The organism is Catellatospora sp. NPDC049111 (genome assembly GCF_040648615.1).
GTDB lineage: Bacteria > Actinomycetota > Actinomycetes > Mycobacteriales > Micromonosporaceae > Catellatospora > Catellatospora aurea.
This window is the reverse complement of sequence record NZ_JBEZEB010000021.1, coordinates 91,589-118,328: the sequence shown is the minus strand read 5'-3', so window position 1 is coordinate 118,328 and position 26,740 is coordinate 91,589. Positions and strand designations below refer to the sequence as shown.

At 74.9% G+C, this 26,740-nt stretch carries 21 protein-coding genes and 1 tRNA gene; 11 read left to right on the top strand and 11 right to left on the bottom strand.

The window, feature by feature from the left end; genetic code table 11:
* Positions 1-60: 60 nt before the first annotated feature.
* The 5 genes from AB0B66_RS25930 to AB0B66_RS25910 all read right to left on the bottom strand — a co-directional run bounded on the left by AB0B66_RS25930 (position 61) and on the right by AB0B66_RS25910 (position 5,700).
* Entirely contained in the window at positions 61-1,710 is a 1,650-nt protein-coding gene (locus AB0B66_RS25930) for an ankyrin repeat domain-containing protein (protein WP_360534732.1), read from the bottom strand.
* Positions 1,707-2,849 carry a gala protein gene (locus AB0B66_RS25925; RefSeq protein ID WP_360534730.1) on the bottom strand — a complete coding sequence of 381 codons (1,143 nt, stop codon included), beginning with the start codon at positions 2,847-2,849 and terminating at the stop codon, positions 1,707-1,709. Before AB0B66_RS25925 ends, AB0B66_RS25930 begins: the two co-directional genes overlap by 4 nt.
* Complete coding sequence (locus tag AB0B66_RS25920) at positions 2,846-4,399, bottom strand: SDR family NAD(P)-dependent oxidoreductase (RefSeq protein WP_360534728.1); 1,554 nt, start codon at positions 4,397-4,399, stop codon at positions 2,846-2,848. The genes AB0B66_RS25925 and AB0B66_RS25920 overlap by 4 nt, the downstream gene beginning before the upstream one ends.
* 25 nt (positions 4,400-4,424) lie before the next feature.
* Positions 4,425-4,497, bottom strand: a tRNA-Cys gene (locus tag AB0B66_RS25915).
* A 366-nt stretch (positions 4,498-4,863) separates the two neighbouring features.
* A complete protein-coding gene (locus tag AB0B66_RS25910; RefSeq protein WP_360534726.1) occupies positions 4,864-5,700 on the bottom strand; it encodes a patatin-like phospholipase family protein in 837 nt (278 codons plus the stop codon).
* Positions 5,701-6,040: 340 nt separating this feature from the next.
* Between AB0B66_RS25910 and AB0B66_RS25905 the strand changes: the two genes are divergently transcribed.
* The 6 genes from AB0B66_RS25905 to AB0B66_RS25880 all read left to right on the top strand — a co-directional run bounded on the left by AB0B66_RS25905 (position 6,041) and on the right by AB0B66_RS25880 (position 18,860).
* Positions 6,041-6,982 carry a DUF4132 domain-containing protein gene (locus AB0B66_RS25905; protein WP_360534724.1) on the top strand — a complete coding sequence of 314 codons (942 nt, stop codon included), beginning with the start codon at positions 6,041-6,043 and terminating at the stop codon, positions 6,980-6,982.
* A gap of 1 nt (position 6,983) precedes the next feature.
* Positions 6,984-11,762 carry a hypothetical protein gene (locus AB0B66_RS25900; protein ID WP_360534722.1) on the top strand — a complete coding sequence of 1,593 codons (4,779 nt, stop codon included), beginning with the start codon at positions 6,984-6,986 and terminating at the stop codon, positions 11,760-11,762.
* The gene (locus tag AB0B66_RS25895) at positions 11,759-12,916 is read left to right on the top strand and encodes an AAA family ATPase (protein ID WP_360534720.1); all 1,158 of its coding nucleotides are present in this window, start codon (positions 11,759-11,761) and stop codon (positions 12,914-12,916) included. Before AB0B66_RS25900 ends, AB0B66_RS25895 begins: the two co-directional genes overlap by 4 nt.
* A gap of 1 nt (position 12,917) precedes the next feature.
* Positions 12,918-16,469: a DUF5682 family protein gene (locus AB0B66_RS25890; protein ID WP_360534718.1), complete on the top strand. Its 3,552-nt coding sequence runs from the start codon at positions 12,918-12,920 to the stop codon at positions 16,467-16,469.
* A 52-nt stretch (positions 16,470-16,521) separates the two neighbouring features.
* Positions 16,522-18,453, top strand: a complete 1,932-nt coding sequence (locus AB0B66_RS25885; protein ID WP_360534716.1) for a hypothetical protein — start codon at positions 16,522-16,524, stop codon at positions 18,451-18,453.
* 146 nt (positions 18,454-18,599) lie between these two features.
* Complete coding sequence (locus AB0B66_RS25880) at positions 18,600-18,860, top strand: hypothetical protein (RefSeq protein ID WP_360534714.1); 261 nt, start codon at positions 18,600-18,602, stop codon at positions 18,858-18,860.
* Positions 18,861-18,884: 24 nt separating this feature from the next.
* Here the strand turns inward: AB0B66_RS25880 and AB0B66_RS25875 are convergent, their stop codons facing one another.
* The 5 genes from AB0B66_RS25875 to AB0B66_RS25855 all read right to left on the bottom strand — a co-directional run bounded on the left by AB0B66_RS25875 (position 18,885) and on the right by AB0B66_RS25855 (position 23,093).
* Entirely contained in the window at positions 18,885-19,649 is a 765-nt protein-coding gene (locus AB0B66_RS25875; RefSeq protein WP_360534712.1) for a SigB/SigF/SigG family RNA polymerase sigma factor, read from the bottom strand.
* A 171-nt stretch (positions 19,650-19,820) separates the two neighbouring features.
* Positions 19,821-20,591 carry a GAF and ANTAR domain-containing protein gene (locus tag AB0B66_RS25870; protein ID WP_360534710.1) on the bottom strand — a complete coding sequence of 257 codons (771 nt, stop codon included), beginning with the start codon at positions 20,589-20,591 and terminating at the stop codon, positions 19,821-19,823.
* A 52-nt stretch (positions 20,592-20,643) separates the two neighbouring features.
* The gene (locus tag AB0B66_RS25865) at positions 20,644-21,378 is read right to left on the bottom strand and encodes a GAF and ANTAR domain-containing protein (protein ID WP_360534708.1); all 735 of its coding nucleotides are present in this window, start codon (positions 21,376-21,378) and stop codon (positions 20,644-20,646) included.
* A gap of 294 nt (positions 21,379-21,672) precedes the next feature.
* Positions 21,673-22,116 carry a DUF5994 family protein gene (locus AB0B66_RS25860; RefSeq protein ID WP_360534706.1) on the bottom strand — a complete coding sequence of 148 codons (444 nt, stop codon included), beginning with the start codon at positions 22,114-22,116 and terminating at the stop codon, positions 21,673-21,675.
* Between the two features lie 134 nt (positions 22,117-22,250).
* Complete coding sequence (locus tag AB0B66_RS25855) at positions 22,251-23,093, bottom strand: SDR family oxidoreductase (RefSeq protein WP_360534704.1); 843 nt, start codon at positions 23,091-23,093, stop codon at positions 22,251-22,253.
* 96 nt (positions 23,094-23,189) lie between these two features.
* Between AB0B66_RS25855 and AB0B66_RS25850 the strand changes: the two genes are divergently transcribed.
* The 3 genes from AB0B66_RS25850 to AB0B66_RS25840 all read left to right on the top strand — a co-directional run bounded on the left by AB0B66_RS25850 (position 23,190) and on the right by AB0B66_RS25840 (position 24,744).
* Entirely contained in the window at positions 23,190-24,029 is an 840-nt protein-coding gene (locus tag AB0B66_RS25850) for a hypothetical protein (RefSeq protein WP_360534702.1), read from the top strand.
* Positions 24,030-24,067: 38 nt separating this feature from the next.
* Positions 24,068-24,322: a DUF6343 family protein gene (locus AB0B66_RS25845; RefSeq protein ID WP_360534700.1), complete on the top strand. Its 255-nt coding sequence runs from the start codon at positions 24,068-24,070 to the stop codon at positions 24,320-24,322.
* A 68-nt stretch (positions 24,323-24,390) separates the two neighbouring features.
* Positions 24,391-24,744 carry a VOC family protein gene (locus AB0B66_RS25840; protein ID WP_360534698.1) on the top strand — a complete coding sequence of 118 codons (354 nt, stop codon included), beginning with the start codon at positions 24,391-24,393 and terminating at the stop codon, positions 24,742-24,744.
* 27 nt (positions 24,745-24,771) lie between these two features.
* Here the strand turns inward: AB0B66_RS25840 and AB0B66_RS25835 are convergent, their stop codons facing one another.
* Positions 24,772-25,350 (bottom strand): TIGR03086 family metal-binding protein, encoded by a 579-nt coding sequence (locus AB0B66_RS25835; protein WP_360534696.1) that lies wholly within the window; start codon positions 25,348-25,350, stop codon positions 24,772-24,774.
* 108 nt (positions 25,351-25,458) lie between these two features.
* Between AB0B66_RS25835 and AB0B66_RS25830 the strand changes: the two genes are divergently transcribed.
* Together AB0B66_RS25830 and AB0B66_RS25825 are read left to right on the top strand one after the other, a co-directional pair.
* Positions 25,459-26,061 (top strand): hypothetical protein, encoded by a 603-nt coding sequence (locus AB0B66_RS25830; RefSeq protein WP_360534694.1) that lies wholly within the window; start codon positions 25,459-25,461, stop codon positions 26,059-26,061.
* Between the two features lie 30 nt (positions 26,062-26,091).
* Complete coding sequence (locus AB0B66_RS25825; protein WP_360534692.1) at positions 26,092-26,721, top strand: SGNH/GDSL hydrolase family protein; 630 nt, start codon at positions 26,092-26,094, stop codon at positions 26,719-26,721.
* Positions 26,722-26,740: the final 19 nt, after the last annotated feature.

Here is a 26,740-nt window from a genome sequence, read left to right as displayed (position 1 = left end):
GTTCCTCGCTCCGCTCGTCACCCGCAGCCGGGCCGTTCATGGATCGCTCGCTGCGCTCGCTCAGGAACGCTCCTGGATGTACTGGGAGATCAGCTTGAGGTCGGCGTGCTTGTCGCCGCTCTCTTCCTCGTAGTACTCGAAGCCCTTGTACTCGACCAGGTCGGTGACGGAGGTGCCGTTGTCGTCCTCGGCCCTGGGGTCCGCGCCCGCCTCCAGCAGCGCCAGCACCAGCGCCGGGGTGCCCACCCAGCCGACCGCGACGTGCAGCGGGGTGCGTCTGCGGTGGTCGCGGGCGTCGATCGGCAGGCCCGCGGCCAGCAGCCGGGGCAGCAGCACCTCGTGGTCGAGGCAGCGCAGCAGGTGCAGCAGCGTCGAGCCGCGGCCGTCACGCACGTGCGGGTCCAGGCCCGCGTCCAGCATCGCGAGCACCGCCTGGGTGTCACCGTGCAGGATGGTCTGCATCAGTTCCCGGCGCTGGTCCCGCAAGGCCCGGGGCAGCCGCGTGCTGCCGTCGGTCCAGCCCTGCTGGGCGGCGAAGCAGCCGGCCACCTTGCCGCCGAGCGCGCGCAGCGCGTGCTCGCGCCGCACCTCGTCGGGCGTGTGGTCGAGCGGCACGAGCCGCCCGCCCGCGTTGTCGATGCGGTGCCACTGCCCCCGGCAGCGCACCCGCACCGGCCCGAACGCGGGGCCGCGCGCCGTCGGGACACCACCGGGCGCGTCGGGGAACAACGCGGCGCGCACCAGGGGGTGCAGATCCGCCGGCGAGATCAGGCCGCGATACAGCAGTTCCAGATCGGGGGGTACGAGGTACAGCGGTTCGGCCAGCACCGGCAGGTCGCCGCGGCGCTCGTTCTCGCCGAGCATCCGGACCCGCACCGTGTCCCCGTCCGGGGTGAACAGGAAGCGCAGCCGCCAGTCCGCGTTGAGCACCACGCCCTCGGCGGCGTGGCGCGAGGCGAGCCGGCGCACCGCCGGGGCGAGCGCGACCAGGTGCAGCCGCTGCCCGAGCACCTGCTCGCGGGACACCTTGTAGTGGCTGTACCGGAACGCGGGCAGCGTCTCGTCGAGTTCCAGCCCGGCTTCGCGCCACGCCTCGACCAGCTGTTCCGTGGCGAGCAGCGCGGCGGAGCGCTCCGCCCGCGCCGGGGCGCCGTCACCGGTCGCGGCGGTGAACCCGGCGAGCGGCACCGGCGCACCGTCGGGGGTGAGGAAGGGCAGCCGGTGCGCGTCGCCGCCGTAGGCCTGGCGCAGCCCCGCCGACTCGGTGGCGTGCCACAGGTAGCCGGGCAGTTCCGGGCCGGGAGCCTTGCCCAGCGGGGCGACGGTCAGCCGCAGCCGCTGCGAGCCGTCCACGGTCTTGGGCAGCTCGACCTGCAATGCCGGGGTGTCCTGGCCGACGACGTCCAGGCGCGGCGCGAGAGTGAAGGTGAGGCCGGTGGCGAGGCTGGTGCGCCCGCCCAGCGCCCGCGGCAGATGCCAGCGCAGCAGGTCGGGGGCGAACCCGGCCAGTTCCGCGACGATCCGTTCTTCGGCCGCCGTCCCGTGGGTGCGGGCCACCTCGGCGAGATCGACGTCGGTGTCGACACGGCCCGCGGCGCACGCCCCGCGCCAGTCACCGGCGAGCCGCCGGTCCGTGCACTCGTCGATCATGCGGGTCGGCACGGCGTAGCGGCGTACCCGCTGCCAGACGGTCAGTTCGGCGTCGCTCACCGGTACACGCTCGCGATCGCGCTGATGTCGGGGTGCGGCTGCTCGGCCGGGCCGAGGGTGGCCGCGGCCAGCCGCCGCAGCCGGCGCGGCACGCCGTGGTTGATGCCCAGGTAGCGCAGCGGCATGTCGTCGTTCAGCGCGGCGACCAGCAGCTTCGCGCCACGGCCGGTGATGCCGGTGAAGCGCAGGTCCAGCCGCCGCAGCCGACTCGCGGGCAGCACCACCGCCAACGCCGCCGCGCCTTCATCGCCGACGGTGTTGGGCAGCGCGCCCAGTGCCCGCTCCGACGGCGGCCGGGCCAGGTCGAGTGCGGTCCACGCGCCCAATCGCGCCGCCAGCGCGGCCACCCCGGCCGGGGTGAGGCCGTTGCCGCCCAGGCCCAGCGTCATCGGCAGGCCCTCGACGGCCTCGCCGAGCGCGGCCGCGCCCTCGTCGCCGAGGTGGTTGGCGGCCAGGTACAGCTCGCGTACCCGCCCGTCGCGCACGATCGCCGACAGCGCGGGCACCGCGTCGGGGCGCAGCCCGTTGCCGCCGAGGAACAGCCGCTCCAGCGATGTGCTCCGGTCTGCCAGCACCTGCGCCAGGGACTCCAGCCCGTGCCGGGTCAGCCCGGTGTTGACCAGGTCGAGGGTGCGCAGCGTGGTGTTCGCGGCCAGGGCCGCGCACAACCGGGCCACGCCCTCGTCGCCGATCGGGTTGCGCTTGAGCCACAGCGCCCGCACCGTCGCGTCGCCGGCGAGCCGGTCGGCCAGCGCGCCCGCGCCGTCCGCGTCGATGCGGTTGCAGCCCAGGTAGACGGTCTGCACGTGGTGGCCGGGCGCGAGCGCGTCGGCGACCGCGCGGGCCCCGTCGCTGCCCAGGCCGTTGGTGCCCAGCAGCAGGTGGGTGGCGTGCGGGAACCGTACGGCCGCCTGCACCACCCGCGCCGCGACCTGCGGGCCGAGGCCCTGCTTGCACAGGTCGAGCCGGCCGTCGGGCTGCAGCGTGCCGCGCGGGAAGTCCTCCGCGGCGGCGACCCCGGCCGGGTCGGCGAGCCGGGTCAGCAGCGCGTCGAAGTCGGCCGGGTCGGCCAGCCCCGTCTCGGGACGGCTGATCGCCGGGCAGCGCACCGGGTTCGCGGGGGTCTCGTGCTCGGTCACCATGCCACCTGCCGGTAGTCCTTGAGGAAAGCCCCGTGCACCGGGTCGCCGGCCTCCGCGCGCACGATCGGGTCGTACACCCGCGCCGCGCCGTCGATCACGTCCAGCGGCGGCCGGAAGCCTGCCTCGCGCTGGGCCTGCTTGTCCGGGTGCGGCCGCTCGTCGGTCACCCAGCCGGTGTCCACGCTGTTCATCAGGATGCCGTCGCCGCGGTAGTCGTCGGCCAGCGTCCGGGTCAGCATGTTCAGGGCCGCCTTGGCCATGTTGGTGTGCGGGTGGCGCTGGGTCTTGTTCTCGCGGGAGAAGCTGCCCTCCATCGCCGACACCTGCACCACGTGCCGCATCGCGGACGGCGCGGCGGCCAGCAGCGGGCGCAGCCGGGAGGTGAGCAGGAACGGCACGAAGGCGTTGACGACGTGCACCTCCAGCCACTCGCGCGGGCTGACGTCGTGGGCGTGCAGGGTCCAGCTGTTGACCTCGCGCAGGTCCAGCGGCTGGCCGGTCTCGTCGGTGTGCCCGGCCGGGAACAGCGCCTGGGCCGGTTCCGGCAGCACGACGGCGGTGTCCGGGCGGTGCCGGGTCGCCGTCGTGCCGATCGCGGCAGCCGGGCCGGTCAGCGGCAGCAGCTCGGCCGCGCGCACCTCGCGGTGGTAGGCCGCGGGACGGTGCAGGGTCTGCGCGGCGTTGTTGACCAGGATGTCGAGGTGGTCCCAGCGCTGCCCGACCGCGTCGACCAGGCCCACCACCCCGGCCAGGTCGAGGAAGTCCGCGCCGTGCACGTGCAGCCGGTGCGACCACTCGCTCGCGTCGGGCAGGTCGGCGAACCGGCGTGCCGCGTCGTGCGGGAAGCGGGTGGTGACCAGGACGTCCGCGCCGTCGCGCAGCAGCTTCAGCGCGATATGGAAGCCGATCTTCACCCGGCCGCCGGTGACCACGGCGCGGCGGCCGGTCAGGTCGCAGCGGGCGTCGCGGCGCTGCCGGTTGTGCTCGGCGCACGGCGGGCACAGCTGGTGGTAGTCGGCGTCGACCTGCCGGAACCGCTCCTTGCACACGTAGCAGCGGCGCGGGCGGTGCAGCAGCGTGGGCGCTGCCCGCTCACCGGGTTCAGACGGCGCGACAGGCTGCGGGCCCGGTCCGGGCTGTGCGCGACGCCGGTCGCCCGGTCCAGGTGGCAGGACATCCGGGCCGTCGGGCGTCGGCGGCAGGTTCGGCGCGGGCCTCGTGTCGTGTGCGACGGCGGCGTGGTGCCGGGCCGTGGCGGTGGGGATCTCCTCGCGGTAGCGGCTGGCCGTGGCCAGCAACTGCCGGTCGGCCTGCTCACGGGTCGCCGCGCGGTCGGCCTTGCGGCGCTTCTTGCCGCCGCGGTGCGCTTCGGCGACAGCCCGTTCGACGGCCAGCGCCGCCGGACCGTCCAGCGCGCCGCGCCGGGCGGCGGCCAGCACCCGCAGGCAGGTGTCCAGATCGGACGCGCTGATCGGCGCGTCCGAGGGGCCGGGCGGGCCGTCCGCGGGCACGCGTGCCGCCAGCACGTCGGTGCTGCGGTGCGGCATGCGCTCTCCCCGGGTCAGGTAGGGGCGAGGCTGGTCGGATTCGAACCGACGTCCTCCAGCTTGCAGTCAAGGCGCGACGACCTCTGCGCTACAGCCTCGCCGCGCGGGACGATACCCGACCCGGCCGACAATCGAGCAACCCGGCTGCGCGGTACGCGGCGGTGGGGCGTTAAGAAGGGCACCTTGCTCTACGTATGGCGATGTGAAGGTGCCCTTCCTTCCTCTGTGGACGGTGTGTGGGAGGAGGTGTGGGCACAATAAAGCGCCCGTCTTGGCAACCACGGGGGAAGTCGCCAAGACGGGCGTCACGGTCGAGCATAGCGCTAGCGATTGGCTTTGGCCACTCCGGGTCGGCCTCGGCCGGAGAGAGTGGCGTCACATCGAGTTCTACCTGGTCGCGGCGTTGAGACAGTGATCGTCGTGCGCTTCCCTGGGAACATCCTGAACGGACGGTCGGTGGCAGGTCAGCACCAGACGGCGCCGACCTGCTCGACGACGTGCGCGGACTGGGCGCGGCCGGCGCGGGCCGACGCCGCCCGGCGGGCCGGGTCGAGCATGTTGCGGCCGATCGCATTCCGGGCGTCGCGGTCGGGGCTGATGACCGTCACGCGGGTGCCGGCCGCCGTCAGCTCGGCGACGTGGCGGGCGGTGCTGGTGACCAGGCCGCCGCCGACGGTCACCGGCGCGATGATGACCACGCGTTCGTGCCCCTTGGCCAGGTCGGCGTTGGTCGCCGAGCGCATGCCGCCGTCGATGTAGCGGTGGCCGTTGACCGCGGCGGGCGGCCATACGCCGGGGACGGCGCAGCTCGCGGCGACGGCGTCGATGAGCTCCACGCCGCTGTCGCGGTCGAACACGGTGAACTCGCCGGTGTGCGCGTCGGACGCGGTGATCTTCAGGGGCTGGGCGGGCCACTCGACGACAGGCAGCCGGGACGCGATGACGGCCTTGCGCTCCTCGGGTGTCATCGAGGCGGCGGCCAGCGCGAGCGCGCCGAGGCGGGCGCGGTACTGCTCGGGGGCGCGGCTGCGCACCATCGCCCAGCCGTACGCCAGCAGGGTGCGCGTGCTGATGCGGGCCGCGACCTCGTCCTTCGGGTCCTCCAGCTGGGTCTGGTAGCGCTCCTCCAGGCTGGGCTCGGTGGCCATCACCGAGGCGACCACCGACCCGGCCGACGTGCCGATCAGCAGGTCGGCGGTGCTCAGGTCGACCCCAGCCTCGGCGAGTCCGGCCAGGATGCCCAGTTCCCACGCGATACCGGTGACCCCGCCGCCACCGAGCACGAGTGCTCTGCCCTTCACCGCCGCCTCCTCCGTCACCGCTGACGCACTGCCCAGCGGCCCGGCGACGCCCGCACCCGTGCGGCTGCGGCCGACCGGCGGCGTGCCCGGCGCTGGACCTTCGACGGTACTCCCGAGACGCGTGGTCATGCCTGCATATACCCGTTGACATGGCTTTGCACACCTCGCGGCCGCGGCGGCCGCGGCGCGGGGACCCCGCTGCGCGCCGCCGCGGGCGGTGTGGCCGAATGGTTCCCGGTCGGTATGCCGCGAACGGGGCGGGGCCGCGACCAGCCGTTTGCCGGACTGTCGGCGCGGTGGTTTAGCGTCCGGTGTCTTCGACAGGGAGGTGGCCGTCCACATGGGATGGTTGGTGGCATCGGGTGGCTATGAGGTCACCCTGCGCGGGAGCGATCTGGTCGCCCGCAACGCCAAGGGCAAGGAGCTGAAGTCGGTGCCGTCGGCCCTGCGCGACGACCCGGTGGTGACCGGGCTGCGGCAGCTCACCGAGTGGCTGGGCCGGCACGAGGCGCAGTGCCGCGCCGACATCGAACGGTGGATGGTCCGCTCGCTGCCGGTGCCCGTCGCGGTGCTGGCCGACGTGTGGGCCGACGAGACCTGGCGCGCGGCGCTGACCGACCTGGTGGTCGGGGTGCTCGACGACGACGGCGTCTTCGACCCGGACGAGGTCGGCTTCCTGCGCGACGCGGCCCCCGGGCAGATCGGCATCGTCAACCTCGACGGCGACACGGTGCGGCTGACCGCGCAGCGGGTGGTGATCCCGCACCCGGTGACCCTGCCCGACCTCGACGACCTGCGCGAGTTCGCCGCCGACCTGGGCGTTTCCCAGTCCGTGGACCAGCTGTTCCGGCAGATCTTCGTCCGCCCGGCCGATGCGGATCCGGCCGCTCGGCGTGTCGCCGACTACTCCGGGGGCAAGTACGCCGAGCTGCGCCACCTGACCGCCCGCGCCACCAAGCTCGGCTACCCGGTGCGCGGCGGCAACGCCGTCTGCCGCGTGTTCGAGGGCGGCGTCACCGTCGAGGCGCGTTCCTGGGTCGGCTCCGACGACCCGTACTACGAGACCGAGACCGGGGACCTGGTCTTCACCGACCGCAACGGCACGGCCCTGACCCTGGCCGAGGTCGGCCCGGTCGCCTGGTCCGAGGGCACCCGCATGGCCGCGGCCCTGTACGCGGGCCGCGTCGTCGAGAAGGACGAGGACGAGGACTCCGCCGAGGACCAGATCGCGGACGCCGACGAAGACGACGACGAGGACTATGACGACGAGGACGAGGACTGACGTGAGCGAGCAGAACGTGACGCTGCTGGAGGCCGGGGCGGTGCTGCCGACCGGTTCGCCGGTGGCCAAGGACGACACCGTCGACGCGCTGACCTCGCGGTCCTACCGGCACCCGGTGCTGGGGGAACGTGTCGTGGTGCGGCTGGTGCCCGGGACCATCGGCGCGGCCGAGGACCTGAGCATGGAGTTCCTCGGGTTCGACAAGCCGGCGCCGGTCAACGAGGTCGGCCTGGTCCGCCAGCAGGCGCTGGGCTTTCCGGCCTGGGCGCTGGTCCACGACCCGGCCAACGGCCACCACGCGCTGGCCCTGGTCAAGGAGATCGAGCGGCTGGCCCGGCAGGCGAAGTCGCGCATCGGCCCGGCCAAGGACGGCTTCAACGCCCTCGGCGAGCGGCTGGCCCGCGCGGTCCCGCACTTCCTGCCGACGTACTACGAGGAGGCGGGCCGGGCCTTCCTGGCCGCCGACAGCACCACGTACGCGGCGACGATGTTCGGCAAGGCGCGCGACGCCGAGCGGGCGTACGCGCTGCGCATCGACGAGGAGCGCCAGCACGCGGTGTTCCTGGAGTTCGCGCTGGCCGGCGCGCTGACCGCGAAGGCCCTGTCGCAGCACGCCCGGGAGCTGGCCGCACGGTGCACACCGGCCGACGCGTACGAGCGCTTCCTGCGCCTGTGCGTGGAGCGGACCCTGGGCGGGCTGCCGCCGTACGCGCAGATGCATGTCGACCTGCGCCGCCTGGCCAAGGCCGCCAAGCTCGACCAGGGCGAGGCCGATCGGCAGGTGCTCGCGCAGCTGCTGTCCGCCCCGTCGCTGTCGCGCGCGCCCGAGGGCTTCTGGACGGCGTACGCCACCGCGCTGGCCGCGCTCGCCGCCGCCGACCCGGCCCTGCGCGGCCGCCTGCTCGGCATGTTCCCGCAGAACGTCGCCGACGAGGTGTGGCTGGACGTGCTGGAGCGCGCCGGGGCGACCGCCGCGCTCACCGAGCCGCAGGGCACGGTGCCGTTCGCCGCCGAGTCGCCCGACGGCCCGGCGGGCTGGCTCGGCCGGTTCGACGTGCACCGCCAGCGCCGGGGCTGGCGGCAGAGCGGCCGTTCGGTCCACCTGCTGGCCCTGCTGGAGCGCATGTCGGGCCGGTTGAAGGCCGACGGGCTGCCGGTCGTGCTGTGCCGCCGGCACAGCGGCGTCGACCTCGACCTGCTCGACGCCTGCCTGGCGCTGGGCGTGCCGGTCGCCGACCCGGACGACGCCGCCCGCTACCAGGTGTCGCGCTGGCTGTCCGACGAGCGCGAGGGCCGCCGCGACCTGGTCGCCGTCGCCGGCGACGACCGCTTCCTGACCGCGCTCGCCGAGTCCGTCGAGCAGCACCTGCGCCCGAACTACCGGGAGACCGCGGGCGACTCCGAGCGGGTGCGTGCCGTCACGGCCGTGCCGGGCCTGCGCACCGCGGCCCACACCCTGCTCGACCTGATCGCCGCCGACACCGCCCGGCACAGCCTGCCCACGCTCGCCAAGCACCTGGACCGGCTGGCCCTGCTCGGCTGCCCCGACGGCGTCGCCGTCAACCCGGCCGCCGCCGAGCGGGTGCTCGGCCACGACGTCGCCGCGATGCTGGGCCGCTCGCTGCGCACCGGCCTGCTCGACGAGCTGGGCTGGCCCGCGCTGGAGGAGGCCGTCGCCCGGCTGGGCGTGACGGCTGACGACAACGAGGACAGCCTCGCCATCGTCAGCCAGTACCCGTACCTGGTGCTGCGCCGCGGCGACCTGGTGCTGGTGCTCGGCGAGCACGGCGTCGAGCTGGAGCACCTGTTGCGCATCCCCGCCGACCAGCGCCACTACCTGTGGCGGCTGGTGCTGCGCTACGTCGACAAGCAGCTGCTGGTCTGCTGGGACATCGGCCGCGAGCGGTCGGGCTACTGGAGCGGCGCGCCCGACGACGTGTTCACCGTGCCCGACAGCGCCTTCGACATGACCGACGCCATGTCGCTGCCGCTGCCCGGCGGCGGCCGCACCCTCGGCAGCCGTCCGCTGCACGTCGGCGACCGCAGCGAGCGGCACACCGGCCGGGTGCTCACCGACGGGGCCTCGTACTGGGTGATCCGGCACAACGGCGACAAGCTGGTGTGCCAGGAGTTCGACCCGGCCACCGGCGAGCGCGGCCGGGCCAGCCTGCCCGCGTTCCTGGAGGACGGCGCGGCCGACGGGGAGTCGCTGGTGCTGCACCTGTCCCGGCTCGCGCCGCGCGACCCGGCGGCCGGTGGGCGGAGCCCGCTGCTCGGCTGGCGGGTGCGCCGCCACGCGGACGGCGGCCTGACCGGGCAGTCGACCGACGGCACGACGTACACGCTGCCCGCCGGGGCGAGCGTCCGCGGCGACCTGTCCGGTGCGGTGCGCCTGCCGGGCTCGGACGCGGTCTGCGGCGTGTTCACCGCCCGCGACTGGCGGCGCAGCTCGATGACCCTGGCCGACCCCGAGGGCTGGCTGCTCGGCGAGTACTCGGTGCCGCAGGGCCCGTCGGCGTACGCCCGTGGCACGCGGCTGGTGCCCGGGGCCGCGTACTGGCACCTGCTGCGTCCGCGCGACGAGGCCGGTTCGGCGGCGCTGCGCGCGGTCACCGACGAGTGGTGCGCGGCGCTGCTGGGCGAGTCCGTCACGGCGATCGCCGCCGCGCAGGACGACGCCGCCGCGCAGGAGGCCCTGGTCGCGCTGGTGGCGTCGCACCTGCCGCAGGTCACCGACCCGTCGCTGCGGGCCGGGGTCGCCGGGCTGGTGGAGCGGGCCGCCGTGCACGTCACCCGGCTCGCCGAGCTGCGCGACCGGTGCGAGGGCAAGGCGGTCGAGGCCGCCGCGAAGCCGGCCGCGGAGTGGACCGGCGGCGTGCAGGACCACGTGCTCAGCCACGCGCTGTCCGGCCTCATCCGCTACTGCTACAGCCGTGGCGACAGCGCGGTGCGCCTGTTCGCCGCGACCGGCGCGGCGTTCACCGCCGAGCAGGCGCCCACCGGGCAGCTGTACCTGGACGCCGACGACGACTGGTTCGACGCGCTCGGCATCCTGCCCGCCGCGATGTACCGCGCGGCGAGCCCGGTGACCAGCCCCGAGCACCGGTCCGCGCTGGTGGAGTTGCTCGGCGTCGTCGCCCGCAGCGGGCTGCTCACCCCGGGGTCGCGGCTGCGGCTGGTCGACCTGAAGGCCGACCAGCCTTTCAACGAGGACGGCCTGCCCGGCACGGTGCTGACGTTCGGTGCCCGCCGCCTGCTGGTGCTGTCCGCCGACGCCGACGACCGCGAGGCCAAGGGGCTGGAGTACGCCCCTGACGGGGTGTTCGGGGCGCTGACCGGCTACGCCATCACCGCCGAGCGGATGCTCGACACCGCCGGGGCCACCCCCGACGCGATCGCCGAGTTCACCGGCCTGCTGGCCGCGAACGGGCCGATAGCCTGGCAGCCCGACCGGGTAGCCGCACTGTCCGACGCGGCCGGGATCAGCCTCGCCGAGGCGACCATGGTGTTGGCGGGCCTGCCCCAGCAGGCGTGGCACAAGCCGGAGTCGGAGTGGGTGCGCGAGCTGCTCGCGGTCGAAGCCGGTCCGGCGGCCGCCGCCGCGAGCCGGATGCGGTCGGGCAGCGTCGCCGCGACCGCGCGGATGCTGGCCCTGCTGCTGCCCGCCGAGCTGGCCGCGCTGTGGCGGTCCGGCCCGGCTGGCGCGCGGTTCGCGGCCGCGTGGACGGAGCGCCACGGCGTACGCCGCCCGGTGCGCGACGACCTCATCGTCGCCATCGACAAGGCCGATGTGGACGGCTCGATGAACGCCTCCGAGCTGATCCACGGCATCGCCAACCCGGACACCTGCCGGTGGCTGCACGGCACCGTCGACGGCATCGACGACGACGACGTGTTCGTCGCGCTCGTCAAGTGCCTGCCGTGGCTGGTCTACCACCTGCCGGCCGACGACCCGATCCGGGCCGCGCTGCCGCGGACGGTGGAGCTGGCCCAGGCCCGGCTGGCCGACCCGGCGCTGTCCCTGCCGGCCGGCTACGTCACCGAACGCAAGATCGACGCGTTGCTCGCGGCGACCGGCGCGACCCGGGTGAACGGCGCCGACGGCAGCATCTCGGCCGGGTCGGTGCTGCTGCCGCCGGACACCGGCTGGCGCGTGGTGCACGTGCGCCCAGCGCTGCTGACCGGCGCCGACGACCCGGTGCTGCACGTGCTGCGGGCCAGGCTGGACAGCCACTCCGACGGCGTCGACGCCGCGCTGCACGCGCTGCTCGGCGGCCAGCTCGCCCGGCTGGTCGGCTACCCGGTGCCGGCCGGGCTCGACGGGTACGCCCAGGACCCGGCCCGGTCCGTGCCCGATCTCGTGGCCCGGGTCGCGCAGGAGCGCGGGCTGCCCGCCGACGCGGCGGCGCTGTACCTGCAGCTGCTGGCGCTGCCCGACCCGACCGACAAGAACACGGCGCTGTGGACGGGCTGGAAGCCGGCCCGGCTGAAGGCGGCCCGTGCCGCGCTGGCCGCCACCGACCTCGTGGTCGAGGCCAAGCGGCCCCGGGCCGGACGCAGCCTGTTCCTGCCCGGCGGGTGGCTGGCGCTCAAAGCCCCGCACCTGCCCCTGGAGCGGTGGAAGCTGCCGCTGCTCATCGGCGGCGAGAACGGGGTGTCCGGCCTGGACATCGTGCTGCCGGTCGCGCCCGCGCCGCAGCTGTTCGCGCTGGCCTGGGACAGGATCACCGCGGGCGACGGACCCCGATTCGACGAACTGGTAACCGAGAGGCGCCGATGACCACCACCACGACCGCGCGGCAGGTCGACCCTGCCGAGCACGCGTACGCCGGCGAGCTGGCGTTCCTGGCCGCGTACGACGGCGGGCCGCGCCCGCCCGGCTGGCGGCTCACCCCCCGGGCCGTGGTCACCTTCATCACCGGCAGCGACGGCCGCGAGCTGGAGCTGGCCAAGGAGGACCGCCGCGAGGGCCTGCCGAACAAGCTGACGATCCCGGCGAAGTTCGTCGGCGAGCGGGCCCTGGTCGAGCGGTGCGTGGTCACGCTGGCCGGAGAGCGCGGCCTGCTGCTGGTCGGCGAGCCGGGCACGGCCAAGTCGATGCTGTCGGAGCTGCTGTCCGCGGCCGTGTGCGGCAGCAGCGAGCTGGTCGTGCAGGGCACCGCGGGCACGACCGAGGACCAGCTGCGTTACGGCTGGAACTACGCGCTGCTGCTGGCCCACGGCCCGAGCAGTGAGGCGCTGGTGCCCTCGCCGATCCTGTCGGCGATGCGCACCGGTGCGGTGGCCCGCGTCGAGGAGATCACCCGCTGCCTGCCCGAGGTGCAGGACGCGCTGGTGTCGCTGCTGTCCGACCGCCGTATCGCGGTGCCGGAGCTGGCCGGCACCGACGGCGCGACCGTGCACGCCGCACCCGGCTTCACGCTGATCGCCACCGCGAACCTGCGCGACCGGGGCGTGTCGGAGATGTCGGCGGCGCTCAAGCGCCGCTTCAACTTCGAGACCGTCGGCCCGATCGGCGACCTCGCGGCCGAGACCGCGCTGGTCGGCAAGCAGGCCCGCGCCGCGCTGGAGCGGGTCAAGGCGCCGTTCGCCGTCGACGACGCGGTGCTGGAGGCGCTGGTCACCGCGTTCCGGGACCTGCGCGAGGGCCGCTCGGTCGAGGGTTGGGACGTGGAGCGTCCGTCGACGGTGATGAGCACCGCCGAGGCGGTCGCGGTCGCGACGTCGCTGGGCCTGGCCCAGGCGTACTTCCCCGGCGACCGGGACGTGCTGTCGCTGCTGCCGGGGCACCTGCTCGGCGTGGTGCGCAAGGACGACCCGGCCGACGGCGCGAAGCTGCTCGGCTACTGGGACGGGGCGGTGCGCCGCCGGGCCGAGGACGGCGCGCGGCTGTGGCGGCGACTGTGGGAACTGCGCGATGTCCTCGGTGGCTGAGGTGACGACGGAGCTCGACGGCGACCCCGCGGTCGCCGTCGCCGAGCTGGCCGGGCAGCGCGACCCGTTCCTGATCGGCGTGCGGCACCACTCGCCCGCGCTGTCGGTCGTGCTGCCGGAGCTGCTCGACCGGCACGCCCCCGAGGCGCTGCTGCTGGAGCTGCCTCCGGAGCTGGGCGAGTGGCTGCCCTGGCTGGCCGACCCGGACACCACCGCGCCCGTCGCGCTGGCGGGCGTGGTGGGGGACGCCGGTCTGGCGTTCTACCCGTTCGCGGACTTCTCGCCGGAGCTGGCCGCGGTGCGCTGGGCGCACCGGCGCGGCGTGCCCGTCGTGCCGTGTGACCTGCCGCTGGCCGACCGCGCCTGGCACGAGCGGGAACAGCCCGCCGCCGGGCCGGCCGGGCAGCGGCTGTCGCTGGCCGGGGCGCTCAAGGGCGCCGCGACCGGCCGCGCCGACGAGGACATGTGGGACCGCATGGTCGAGGCCCGCGCACCCGGCGCGGACGCCGAGGCGGTACGCCGGGCGGCGCTGCTGGTCGGCTGGGCGCTGCGCCGCGACGCCGAGACCGGCGACGGGGTGTCCACCCTGGATCTGCGCCGGGAGGCGTACATGCGCGGCTGCCTCGCCGAGCACGCGGGCGAACGGGTCGCGATGCTGGTCGGCGCGTTCCACGCCCCGGCGCTGCGCGCGGCGGGACCGGCGAACCCGGCCCCGGCGGGCGCGAAGGTGGTGAGCTCGCTGGTGCCGTACACCTTCGGGCTGCTCGACGCCCAGTCCGGCTATCCGGCGGGCATCCGCGACCCGCAGTGGCAGCAGTCCGTGCTGACCGCCGCGGGCGACCCGGCCCAGGTCGAGGCGGCGGCGCTGGCCGCCGTCGTGGCGGTGTGCGCCGGGGTGCGCGCCGCCGGGCACCCGGCCGGGCCCGCCGAGGCGCGCGAGGCCGTGCGGCTCGCCGTCGACCTGGCCCGGCTGCGCGGGCTGCCCGCCCCGGGCCGCGGCGAGCTGGTCGAGGCGCTGCAGAGCGTGCTCGCGCACGGCGAGGTGCTCGGCCGCGGCCGCGTCGTCGCCACCGCGATGGAGCACGTGATGGTGGGGGACCGGCGCGGGCGGCTCGCCCCGGGCACCCCGCGCTCCGGGCTCGGGCCCGCGGTCCGGGAGCTGCTGGCGTCCCTGCGGCTGCCCGGCCCCGGCGACGCCGCCAAGGACACCCGCCTCGACCCGCTGCGCTCCGACCTGGACCGCCGCCGCGAGGTCACCCTGCAGCGGCTGGCCGCCTGCGGGGTCGCCTACGCCGAACCGATCGCCGGAGACGGCGGCGCGGGCGGCGTCGACGCCATCACCACCCGCTGGCGGCTGCAGTGGACCCCGCACACCGAGGCCGGCATCGAGGTCGCCGGGCTGCGCGGGGTCACCCTGGAACAGGCCACCGAAGGCGCGCTCGGCGAGCGCCGCCGCCGCGAGACCGCTGACGGCGGCCCGTCGGCGGCCGAGGTCGTCGAGGGCCTGCACGCCGCCGCGGTGTGCGGGCTGCCCGCGCTGGCCGGGCGGCGGCTGGCCGAGGTCGCCGCGGTGGTGCCCGCCCAGGGCTCGCTCACCGAGGCGATGGCGGCCCTGGCCCTGCTCGACCGGCTGCGCCACGGCCACGTGCCGGGCCTGCCCGAACCCGACCGCGCCGCCGTCGCCGAAGCCGCCGAGGCGGTGGAGACCGCCGCCGTCCGGCAGATCGACGGGCTCGCCGGCTCCGAAGCCGTCGACGACGCGCGGGCCCTGGCCGCGCTCGCGCAGCGCGCCGAGGCGTCCGGGTCGGCGCTGCGCCTGGCCGACGCGCTGGCCCGGCTGGCCACCCGCGGCACGCCGCTGATGGCCGCCGCCGCGGGCGCGGTGCGGGTGCTGCTCGGCCACGTCCCGCCGGAGGAGTTCGGCGTGCGGGTGGCGTCCTGGGTGGACACCGCCGGCACCGAGGAGGCCCGCCGCGCCCTGCAGGGGCACGTCAGCGGCCTGCTGGCCGTCGCCGAGCCGCTGCTGCAGGCTGCCGGGGGCGTGCTGACCGGGCTGCTCGACCGCGTCGAGACGCTGCCCGACGAGGCGTTCCTGCACCGGCTGCCCGCGCTGCGCGGCGGCTTCCACACCGCCAGCCCCGCCGGGCGCGACCGGCTGCTCGCGGTCGTCGACGAACGGCTCGGCGGGCACGACGTGGCCGACCTCGGCGACGTCGACGACCCGGACGCCCTGCTGGCCCGGCTGCTCGCCGACCGAGCGGGCCGGGCCGCCCTGGTGGAGCTGGGCCTGTTGGCCGCCGACGGCACGGCGTCCCCGCCGACGGCCGACGACACGGCCGCATCCGCCGACCTGGCCGCGGCCGGTGCCTCGGAGGCGGACCGGACCACGGCAGGCGAGAAACGCGCCGCCGGATCGTCCACGGACCGGGACGCCAGGCCCGCGCCGTCCGGTGAGTTGTCGCCCGCCGACCGCTGGCGGCTCATCCTGGGCCGGGACCGCACGGGCATGGGCGGCAAGGCCAGGCGCTACGCGACCGCGCTCGACGAGCTCTACGGGATGGGCCGGGGCGAAGGCGCACGCGAGGACCGCGGCGCGGGCGCGGGGCGCGAGCCGTCGTTCCCGGGCGTACGCGAATGGTCCGAGGAGCTGTCCGCGCTGTTCGGGCCCGGCGTACGCGAAGAGGTGCTGGCCGCCGCCGTGGAGTCCGGCCGCCTCGACGCCGCGCTCGAACTCGACCCTGACGCGGTGCGCCCCTCCATGGACCTGCTGCGCGACGTGCTGTCGCTGGCCGGCGGCATGCCCGAGGCGGTCGTGGCCCGGCTGCGCCCGCTGGTGGCCCGCATCATCGCGGAGCTGACCAGGGAACTGGCCACCACGCTGCGCCCGGCGCTCAACGGCCTCACCACGCCCCGGCCCACCTCCCGGCCGGGCGGGCGGCTCGACCTGGCCCGCACCCTGCAGGCGAACCTCGCCACCAGCCGCCGCGAACAGGACGGCCGGGTCACCGTGGTGCCCGAACGTCCTGTCTTCCGCACCCGCGCCCGCCGCGGCGTGGACTGGCGGCTGGTGCTGGTCGTGGACGTGTCCGGCTCCATGGAGGAGTCGGTGATCTGGTCCGCGCTGACCGCGTCGGTGCTGGCCGGGGTGCCCGCGCTGACGACGCACTTCGTCGCGTTCTCCACCGAGGTGGTGGACCTGACCGACCGCGTCGGCGACCCGTTGAGCCTGCTGCTGGAGGTGAAGGTCGGCGGCGGCACCCACATCGCGGCGGGTCTGCGCCATGCCCGGTCGCTGGTCACCGTGCCCGCGCGCACGCTGGTGGTGCTGGTGAGCGACTTCGAGGAGGGGTACTCCATGGGTGGCCTGCTGGCCGAGGTGCGCGCACTGGTGGAGTCCGGCGCGACCGTGCTGGGCTGCGCCAGCCTCGACGACGCGGGACGGCCGCGCTACTCGGTGGCGGCCGCGGGCCAGCTGGTCGCGGCGGGTATGCCGATCGCGGCGCTGAGCCCGCTGGAACTTGCCCGCTGGGTGGGGGAGCAGGTGCGCCGGTGAACCTGCGACCCGCTCCGCCCCTGCCCGCCCATGCGCGTAACGAGGAGAAACGATGAGCGACCTGCCTCCGGTCACCGCCCCGGCGCTGGCGGAGACGCTCGACGCGCTGCCGGGACGGTTGCGCAAGAAGGTCGACGACGCCGTGACCCGGGCCGCCGCCTGGCCGGTGTCCGCGGCCGACGGCCGGGTCACGGTCGCCGTCGACGAGGGCACCACGGTCACCCTGGTGCTGACCGGCGGCGTGGTGCGCACCGGGGGCGACGCCCGGTGCAGCTGCCTGCTCGCGCCCAACTGCCTGCACCGGGTTGCGGTGCTGGCCCTGGCCCCGGTCCACGACGGCCTCGACGACGAGCCGGAGGCCGGTGCTCAGCCGGAACCGGGAGCGAGCGGACCCTCCGCAACGGACATCGGGCTGCCGGCGATCGGCGAGCACCCCGCGAGCGGGGACGGCAGCGCGAGCGGCGGTCAGCCGGCCGCGACCGGCCCACGGACGGCGGGCCTGGCCAAGACCATCGGCGAGCAGCCAGCCGGGGGGCAGGTGCCCGGCGATGAGACCGGTGACGTGCCGGTCGTGATCACGCCACGGCAGCGCGACGCGGCCGAGGGGCTGTGGCGGGCCGGGGCGGCAGTGCTCGCGGCGGGCACGTCCGGCAGCGGGCTGGTGCTGCGTACCGCCTTGCTGCGAGCCGTGCACGAGGGCCGCGCCAACGGCCTGCACCGCGCCGCAGCGGCAGGCACACGGGTCGCGGCCGGGCTGCAGTCGCTGCGGGAGGCGCAGCCGCAGTTCCGGCTCGCCGAGCTCACCGACGACCTGCGCGAACTGCTGACCGTGTCACACGGGCTGCGCGCGCCGGGCCGGTCCGGCGGCACGTCCGCGGACCTGCTCGGCGTGGCCCGCCGCGGCTACGACCCGCAGGCGGGACTGCGCCTGTACGGCCTGTGCACGGTCCCCGTCGTCGCCGAGTCCGGGTACGCGGGCACGGCCACGTATGTGGTGGACCGCGACGGTCGGCTGTGGACGGCCACCGACGTCGCCCCGGGCGGCGCGGACCGGGCAGCCCGCTCCGGCGACACGGTGGTGGCGCTGGGCGAGGCGGGGTTGTCCCACCGCGAGCTGACCCGCGCCGGCATGATCGTCTCCGGGGGCACCGCCAGCGCCTCGGGCCGGCTGGGCGCGGGCAGGTCGGTGCGTGCGGTGCGCGCCACCGGCGCGGCCTGGACCGAGCCGCCGCTGCGGGCACTGTGGGAGCAGCCGCTGGGCGAGCAGGTCAGCCGCGCCTTCGCCGCGCTCGCCGAGCCGGTCGGGGACCGGGTGGCGGGATCGGACCTGGTGTTCCTGACGGTGCGGCTGCGCGGCGCGGCGACCGGGGACGCGGTGCTCGCGGAGACCGCCGACGGGGCTCCGGTGCTGCTCACCGTCGCCGATGACCACCCGGAGCTGGCGTACCGGGAAAACCTGCGGCTGCTCGGCGCGGCCGCTGGCCTGGAGCTGCTGGTGGTGGGCCGCCCCGACCCGGGACGGCGGGCGACCGTCGAGGCGCTGTCGATCGGGCTCGCGCCCGGCACCGGTGACGGGCTGCGGCTGCCGCAGTCCTGGGCCGGTCACGCCGATCTGGGCTACGACCGACTGCACCGCAGCCAGCTGCTGTCGGGGCAGCAGCCGGCGGCGGTCGCGGGCCGCCCGCCCACCACCGGTGATCCGGCACTGCAGTTGCTGCGCCGCCATCTGGAGCGGGTGGTCAGTGGCGGCCGGGCCGTGCACGCGCTCGCCGACACCCAGGAACGCAGGCTGCGGCAGGCCCGGCTGGATCTCGGGGCCTACCTGCTGGCCTCGGTCACGGCTGCCGCCCGCCACCGGCCCCGCGACGTCTTCGGCCGGATCACGGTCGACGACGGCGACGAGTTCGCCCGCGCGTGGCTCGCCGCGGCCGTGTACGAGAGAGCGGCGACGCAGGCCCTCATCGAGGCCTCGTGGCCGGCGTGAGACACACCGTTCGGTCCGGGGTCTGCCGACCGCAGCTCGGGGAGGGGATACTTGACAGCAGCGGGAGCCGACGGTCGCCGGCAGGCCCGGGCCCGATTCCGGGCTCGGGGCGCCGCCGTCGGACTGCGCGCGGGAGGAGTCCGGCCGTGGCTGACAACATCGAACTGATCATGCGGTTTCACCCGGTGGGCGGCGAGGACGTGGCGCTGCTGAGTTCCGACTTCGCCGGTCCTGATGAGGCGCTGGAGACGATTGCCAGGGCCCTGGACGAGCGGCGTGGTCTGGTCCTGTCCCGAGCCAGGTACAACCGCGAGGCGAGCGAGAACGGTGTCGTCATCAACCTCGCCAACGTGGTGTCCGTGCGCGTCTCGAAGACCGACAGCGACACCACCGGTCAGTACCTCTGAGCGGCGGCGCCGCCGTCGGCGCGTTCACTGCGGTAGCTGTGCCCGCAGCCGGTCGAGAGTGCGCTTCAGCAGCCGGGACACGTGCATCTGGGAGAGCCCGACCTCGGCGGCGATCTCTGACTGGCTCATCCGGGCGTACACGCGCATGGCGAGGATACGGCGCTCCCGCGGCGCGAGCCCCGCCAGCACGGGCCGCAGGCACATGCGGTCCTCGACCGCGGCGTAGCGCTGGTCGATGTCGCCGATGCCGTCGATGAGGTCGAGGCCCGTGCGGCCCGCCGGAGACGTGTTCAGCGAGAGCACGCGGTATGCGTGCCAGGACTCCAACGCGGTCAGCACATCGGCCAGCGCGACATGCAGGTGGTCGGCGATCTCGTCGGCGGTGGGCGTGCGGCCCCGCTGCTGGCCGAGCTCGCGGGCGGCGGTGGCGACCTGAGGGCCCAGGTCCTTGACCGCGCGCGGCACCCGCATACCCCACGTGGCGTCGCGGAAGTGCCGCTTGAGGGCGCCGAGGATGAACGGCACCGCGTATCCGGTGAAGGGCACCTGCTGCGCGGGGTCGTATCGGTCGACGGCCTTGATCAAGGCGAGGGCGGCGACCTGTGCCAGATCTTCGACGAGTTCCCCACGTCCGGCGAAGCGCCGGGCGAGCCGTCCGGCCATCGGCAGGTGCTCCTCGACGACCCGGGCGCGGATGCGTGCCCGGTCGGGGTGGTCGGGTGGCAGTTCGTCGCGCAGTTTCAGCAGGTGCTCGGCGCGTTTCGGTGCGCGCTCGGCGGAGACGGTCATACGGATCAGCGCCCTGGTGACTGGAGGCAGCGGTGTGCCGGCTGAGCCGGCAGCCTCTGCTGAGGCAGCCGGTGTTGCCTGGTCACGACCGCGGGGTCTGGGCGGCGTGGATGACTGTCCCGGCACTGTCGCCAGTGCCGGCCGGATCGGATGTTCCTCCGATGCGTCTGCTCAGCCTACGCCGCCGTCCGTACGGCGCAAGGGGATCGACGCATGCGTGGGGGCCGCCGGCTGGGTGAGCCACAGCTCCTCCGACCCGTCCACCACCGTCCGGGCCAGCTCGGACAGCCGCCGGTTGCTGCGCCGGGCGGTGTCGCGGAGCAGGTTGAACGCCTCGTCCATGTCGACGCCGCGACGTTCGGCGATGACGCCCTTCGCCTGCTCGATGATGATGCGGCTGTTGAGCGCGGTCTGCAGCTGCTCGGCCAGCGTCTCGTGGTGGCGGATGGCGCGGGCCTGCAACAACCCGATCGTGGCCACGTCGGCCAGTGCCTGTCCCAGCTGGATCGTACGTTCGTCGAGCGCGCCCGGGACGCCGCCGAAGAGGTTCAGCGCGCCGATGAGGTCGGCACGCAGCCGCATCGGCAGCGCGTGGACCGACGCGAACCCGCTCTGGCGGGCCTGGGCGACGAAGCGCGGCCAGCGGTCGGCGGCCGTGGACAGGTCCGCGACCGCGACCGGACGACCGGAGTGGAAGCACTCCGGACACGGTCCCTCGTCGGTCTGCAGTTGGAGCAGCTCCAGCAATCGGGTCTGCTCGGTGGACGCGGCGGCGACCCGCAGCGCGCCGCGCTGGTCGGTCAGCAGCACGCCGGCCGCCGCCACGCCGAGCACCTGAGCGCATCGCACCGTGACCTGATGGAGGAAGTCCATCAGGTCGAAGTCGTCGACCAGCGTGTCGGCCAGCTCGACGAAAGCCTCGGCCAGCTGTCGCTCACTCATGCGTGCTCCCTCCCCAACGATAGTCCTCGACGCAGGCGCCGGACCTGGACGCTCATGCCATCTCCTCGTCACCCTCATGGCTTTCCAGCGGCGGGTCGGGCTCGAACCGCAGGCGCCGTTCCACGACGTCGCGGGCGACATCCCCGAGCCTGCGGTCATGGGCGTAGGCATAGGCGCGGAGCCGGGCGAATGCGGCCTCGGCGCTGGTCCCGATCTGCGCCACGATCATTCCGGTGGCCTGGTGCACCTGCGCCTGATGTGCGGTCGGGTCAGCGCGCTGCCAGGCCAGCTCGGCCGTATCCGGCCGCTGCCCGGCTGCGTCGTCGATCACCATCAGCGCGGTGGCCTCGGCGAACGCCAGGGCGTCGGCGAGTTCGTAGGCGCTCATCGCACCGGGCCGGGCCCGGTACAGGTCGAGCACGCCCAGCCGGATCGCGCCGATCTGCAGCGGAAGGGCGAACACGGCCCGCGCGCCGCTGTCGAGGGCGGCCGGGGTGAACACCGGCCAGCGGGCCAGGCTCTCCGCCGAGCGCAGATCCAGCGCGAGCACCGGTCCACCCGCGGCGAACGCGTCGACACACGGGCCCTGCCCGTAGGTCAGCTGCCACTCCTCCAGATCGGCGGCCACCCGGTCCGAGGTGTGCACGACATCCCGGGCGGCGGCACTGGTCATGATCGTCACGCCGGCCCCGTCGACGTTGACGCCGGCCACCGCCGCGGCGCAGATGTGCGCCAGCGTTGCCGGGGCCCCTTGCGTCTGCTTGCCGACCTGGGCCCAGACGCGCATGGTGCGCTCATTGAGCATGGCCGACCGCACCGGTGGGTGACCTGTTCAGGCTCTCGGCCTGCCATGCGCTTGCCCGCGCCCACGGCGATCGCACAGCGGCACCGGCCAGGATGTTGGTGCTCACGGGGCCTCCCAGAATCGACGTACATGGACGTCGCCGAGGTCCGGAGCCAACGTATATCACCGAGCCTACGCCGATCCTCAGCCGGAGAGCGGACGGCGTGCGCCGTGTGGTCACGCGGCACGCCGGTCGACGCGGTCGGCCCTGTTCAGGGTGCAGGCCGCGGAGGCCGGCTACGCCGCGAGGATGGTCTGAGCGTGCCTGTCGTCGGCTGGATCGGCGGCGGCGGCCATGGCGCTGTCCGCCGCGGCGGGGGTGGCGGTGGGCGGCACGACCAGGAGGTCGATCTGGTCGTCGTGGTCGGTGATCGCGATCGCCAGGGCGCTGTCCTGGGAGGCGAACCATCCCATCCGGACGGTGCCGGACCCGGCCGGCAACCGGCGGGCGCCGCCGCCCCAGGTGCTCCTGCTGAGCATGACGTGCCGGATCGGACCGTAACGCGCGACCAGCGCCGTCACGAGGCCGGGCACCTCTGCGGCGGCGTCCCAGGAGCGCGGCCACCAGCCGCCGTCGAGGACGGCCCGATCGGCCCTGGCGGGAGCGAGCACCAGCCTGGCCGGCTCGGCCGCGGTCTCGGTGTTCGGAGCGGCGATGGTGAGCGGGGCGTCAGCGAGCATGATCAACCGTCCTGTCCCGGGCCGGCCACTTCGATCATGCGGTTCAGGTCCCGGCTGGAGTGAGAGGTGCGATTCCGCTGCCACCGAGGTCCTGAGCGACACGGCCAGTCTACGCCGGTGCGGCCTGGCCGGGCTCAGTCGAGGCGCAGCAGTTCCTCCAGGCTCACCGCGGGCACACCGGTCAACCGCTCCACGGTGCCGGTGGTGGAACCCAGTTCCCCCCGGGCGATGGCCAGGTAGGTGCTGACCCACGCCTCGACCTGCCAGCCGGGGGCGTCGTAGACCGCCCGGGACGCGTACGCCTCCTCGGGGGTCTCGTCGTGGAAACTCGTCGGCCGTCCGGTCACGAACGTGATGATCTCGGCGACCTGCTCCAGCGTCAGCGCCTGCGGCCCGGTCAGCTCGTACGTCTGCCCGTCGTGGCGGCCGGGCTCCCGCAGCACCAGCGCGGCGACGGCGGCCACATCGCTGATGGACACCCCGGCCACCCGGCCCTGCCCCGCCGGGCCGCGAAGCACCCCGTCGCGCCCGGCGAACAGCGGCAGCATCTCCAGGTAGAGGTTGTTGCGCAGGAACGTCCACGCCAGCGGTGTGTCCCGCAGGTGCTCTTCGGTGGCCCAGTGGTCGCGGGCCAGCGTGAACGTCGCGTCGGGCGCCGCGCCGTAGAACGACGTGTACACCAGCCGGCGCACCCCGGCCGCCACGGCGGCGTCGATGAACCGGCGGTGTTCGTCGACCCGCTCGGCGGACTCCGCGCCGGAGACCATGAACAGCGTGTCGACGCCGGTCAGCGCGTCGATCGCCGCCGCGCGATCGCCATACGCCGCGCGGCGGACCTCCGCGCCGGGAAGTTCGGGCGCGCGGGACGGGTCGCGCACCACGAGGCGCTGGGGCAGCCCGGCCTCGGCCAGGCGGTGGGCCACCTGCGCGCCGAGCCGGCCGGTGGCCCCGGTGACGGCGATCGTCGCCTCGGACATGGCCTCTCCTGCCTGCTGGGGTGTTTTCTCATGGTATGCGGACCCGCCGCGCGACGGGGCTGGCGGCGCGACGGCGGGGACCGCGAGGATGTGACCGTGACCTGGTCCACCGCAACGGATGTCCGTGACCTGCTCGACGCGGCGGGAGAGTTCCTGCGCACCCGTCCGGTCGAGCACACGGCGCTGCTCACCGAGGCCGCCTACCTCCAGGCGCGCCCCAGCACCGCTTCCGACCAGCGGTACGGCTGGTGGCGGGGGGCCGACGGCGAGGTCACGGGGGCTTTCCTGCGCGCACCGGGGCACGCGCCGATCCTGTCCCCGCTGCCCGACGGGGCGATAGCCCGCCTGTTCGACGCGCTCGGCGAGGTGGACGCGGTGGGAGTGGACGGCGGCGCGGCCGACCGGGTGGCGCGGGCCTGGCGGGCCGCTCGCGGCGACCGGCCCGTCGAGCGTTCGCGCATCACGCTGTACCGGCTGGATCGGTTCACACCGCCCGCACCGCCGCCCGGTCGCGCCCGCGTCGCCGGGCCCGCCGACCGGGATCTGCTCCTGGCGTGGTTCCACGAGCTGATGGCCGCCCACCCGGACGATCCCAGCGAGGCCGCGTACGTCGTGGACGACCCGCTCGATCACGGCGGCATCACACTGTGGGAGGCAGCGGATCCGCAGGGCGTGGTCCGGCCGGTGGCGATGGCGGGCCGCAGCAGGCTGGTCGCGGGGATGGTCCGGCTGAGCGCCGTCCACGCGCCGGGCGGCGGCGACGCCCACGCCGACGCGGTGTTCGCCGCGGCCTGTGCCGCCGCCCGGCGGATCGCCGACCACGTGCTGGTCTTCGCCGGCACCGCGGTCGCGGGCGCGAAGTACCGGGCACTGGGCTTCCAGCCCACGCTGGACCGCGTGATGCTCGGCGCCCCGCCCGCCGCGGGACCGTCCTGAGCCGCCCTGCGCGGACTAACATGGTGGGTGAGGCCACGATGACCAGACAGAAGCCGGACGGCACCCACGACCATCCGTACAGCGCGCTGAACCTGCGCCTGGCACTGGCCGGGTTCGGCCTGGTGTTCGCGGGCGTGCTGGCGGTCATCTCGTTCGCCTTCGGACTGAGCTGGCTGGGCTGGCTGAGCGTGCTGCTGATGGCCGTCACGGTCGTCGACCTGATCGTGATCACCCGTCGGCGGCGGCAGCGCCGCCGCGCGGACCACGGCGCGCCGCACTCGCTTTTCGAGTGAGCCGTCCGTGCGAAGCAGACCCCGGTGAAGCAGGCTGCCGCGCAGGTCAGGCGGCATAAAATCAAGACATGATCAACGGTATGCATGCTCTGATCTACAGCACGAACGCCGACGCCGACCGCGCCTTCTTCCGGGACGTGCTGGGCTTCCCGCACGTGGACACCGGCGAGGGCTGGCTGATCTTCAAGGCTCCGCCCGCCGAGATCGCCTTCCACCCGGCCGAGGCGCACACCCGCTGCGAGCTCTACCTGACCGTGGACGACGTCGAGTCCACGGTGGCGCAATGGGGCGAGCGCGGGCTGGAGATCATCGTCGCGCCGACCGTGCGCGAGTGGGGCACCGAGGCCGTGGTACGCCTGCCCGGCGGCGCGACCCTGGGCGTCTACCGGCCCACCCACGCCACCGCGTACAGCGCCGCCTGACCCGCGCGCGGGTGCACAGGCCCTGGCTCAGGCCGGGGCCCAGGCCGGGTCGCGGCCGAACGCGGCCAGCAGCCGGTCCTGGGCGTCGGAGCCGTCGGGCAGGTCGATCCGCGGCCCGATCGCCCCCGCCCCGCGGTAGGCGTGCTCCTCGGTGTCGAACCAGTCCGCGACCACCTTCACCGCCTGGGGATCCAGCTGCGGATCCACGCCCAGCGCCACGGCCAGGTCCCAGGCGTGCACCAGGTGGTCGGCGGTGAGCTGGTAGGCGTACTCGCTGGCGGCGGTGTCGCCGAAGGACAGATGCACGATGCGGTCCATCGCCCCGGGTGCGGTCACCGCGGCCTCCGCCTCGCGCGCGGCGTCGGCGGCCGCCGCGACCGGGTCCGCGCCCAGCAGGTCGCCGGCGAACCGGTCACCGACGTCGTCGACGGTCGCCCCGGCGAAGATCGGCACTGTCCACCGGTCCTCGCCCACCAGATGGTTGACGAGCGCTCGGACGTCCCACTCCGGGCACGGCGTGGGCGACGACCACTGCTGCGGCCGCACCTGCGCGACGCGGTCGGTGAACTCGGCCAGACTGGCCCGGTAGCCGTTCAGCAGGTCCATGGCATCCACCTCGCCAAGCAGTATATGCAGGCCGAACGGGCCGAGATCCGGCTTCGGCGACCCGGGCGGCCGGGTGGGACGTACCGTCGGGGGGAGGGGAGGTCCGCCATGTTCGTTCAGGTCATTCGCGGCCGCGTGTCCGATCATGAGGCGGCCCGCGAGGCTTTCGACGGCTGGGTCCGCGAGCTGTCGCCCGGGGCGGACGGCTGGCTCGGCACCACCGGCGGGGTCACCGCCGACGGCCGGCTGGTCGTGCTCGCCCGGTTCGCCTCCGAGGAGGCGGCGCGGGCCAACAGCAGACGTCCCGAACAGGACCGCTGGTGGCGGCAGACGGCGTCGCTGGTGTCCGACCCGACCTTCCACGACAGCGCCGACGTGCGCGGCTACCTGGCCACCGGCTCCGACGACGCCGGGTTCGTGCAGGTCATCACCGGTCGGACCGGCGATCCGGACAAGATGATGGACAGCGTCGTACGGCTGTCGGCCAGCCTGCACCAGTTCCGCCCGGACCTCATCGGCGGCACCGTGGCGCTGCACCACGACGGCACCTTCACCGAGGCGGTGTACTTCACCTCGCTGGAGCAGGCGCGGGCCGGGGAGCAGCGGCAGCTGCCGCCGGAGCTGCAGGGCGCGCTCGACCGGGCCGAGGAGCTGACCTCCATGCTGTCCTATCACGACCTGACCGAGCCCTGGCTGTTCTCGCCGCGCTGAGGGTCGCGCCCGCGCTGCCGGGCACCTACCATGGGGCCCGTGATTTTCGAGCAGGGTCAGCGCATCGTGTTCATCGGCGACAGCATCACCGACTGCGGCCGGCGCGACAGCGCCGCACCGTACGGCGACGGCTACATGAGCCTGGTGCGGGCGTTCGTCACCGCCGCCCGCCCCGACCTCGGCCTGAGCTGGGTCAACCGCGGCGTCAGCGGCGACACCGTGCGCGACCTGGCCGCCCGGTGGCAGGCCGACGTCGTCGACGAGCGCCCCGACTGGCTCAGTGTGAAGATCGGCATCAACGACGTCTGGCGCTTCTTCGAGAACCAGCCCGACGCCGCGGTCCCGCTCGACGAGTACACGGCCACTCTGCGTGCGCTGCTGACCACGGCGGTCGAGCGCACCGGCTGCCGGCTGATCCTGGCCGACCCCTACCTGATCGAGTCCGATCACGACGACCCGCAGTACACGATGACCGGCGACTACGCCGCGACCGTCGCCACGCTGGCGAAGGAGTTCGGCGCGCTGCACGTGCCCGTGCAGGCCGCGTTCGACCGGGTGCTGACCTCGACCCGGCCCGCCGACTGGGCCCACGACCGCATCCACCCGAACCTGCCCGGCCACGCCGTGATCGCCCGTGCCTTCCTCGACGTCATCGGCTGACCCGCCCGCCCCGCCGCCG

Coding starts and splice junctions, on each gene's coding strand:
- AB0B66_RS25920 (WP_360534728.1), bottom strand. CDS start 4,399: ATGCCGCACCGCAGCACCGACGTGCTGGCGGCACGCGTGCCCGCGGAC.
- AB0B66_RS25905 (WP_360534724.1), top strand. CDS start 6,041: ATGGGATGGTTGGTGGCATCGGGTGGCTATGAGGTCACCCTGCGCGGG.
- AB0B66_RS25895 (WP_360534720.1), top strand. CDS start 11,759: ATGACCACCACCACGACCGCGCGGCAGGTCGACCCTGCCGAGCACGCG.
- AB0B66_RS25885 (WP_360534716.1), top strand. CDS start 16,522: ATGAGCGACCTGCCTCCGGTCACCGCCCCGGCGCTGGCGGAGACGCTC.
- AB0B66_RS25875 (WP_360534712.1), bottom strand. CDS start 19,649: ATGACCGTCTCCGCCGAGCGCGCACCGAAACGCGCCGAGCACCTGCTG.
- AB0B66_RS25870 (WP_360534710.1), bottom strand. CDS start 20,591: ATGAGTGAGCGACAGCTGGCCGAGGCTTTCGTCGAGCTGGCCGACACG.
- AB0B66_RS25865 (WP_360534708.1), bottom strand. CDS start 21,378: ATGCGCGTCTGGGCCCAGGTCGGCAAGCAGACGCAAGGGGCCCCGGCA.
- AB0B66_RS25860 (WP_360534706.1), bottom strand. CDS start 22,116: ATGCTCGCTGACGCCCCGCTCACCATCGCCGCTCCGAACACCGAGACC.
- AB0B66_RS25855 (WP_360534704.1), bottom strand. CDS start 23,093: ATGTCCGAGGCGACGATCGCCGTCACCGGGGCCACCGGCCGGCTCGGC.
- AB0B66_RS25845 (WP_360534700.1), top strand. CDS start 24,068: ATGACCAGACAGAAGCCGGACGGCACCCACGACCATCCGTACAGCGCG.
- AB0B66_RS25840 (WP_360534698.1), top strand. CDS start 24,391: ATGATCAACGGTATGCATGCTCTGATCTACAGCACGAACGCCGACGCC.
- AB0B66_RS25835 (WP_360534696.1), bottom strand. CDS start 25,350: ATGGACCTGCTGAACGGCTACCGGGCCAGTCTGGCCGAGTTCACCGAC.
- AB0B66_RS25830 (WP_360534694.1), top strand. CDS start 25,459: ATGTTCGTTCAGGTCATTCGCGGCCGCGTGTCCGATCATGAGGCGGCC.
- AB0B66_RS25825 (WP_360534692.1), top strand. CDS start 26,092: ATGGGGCCCGTGATTTTCGAGCAGGGTCAGCGCATCGTGTTCATCGGC.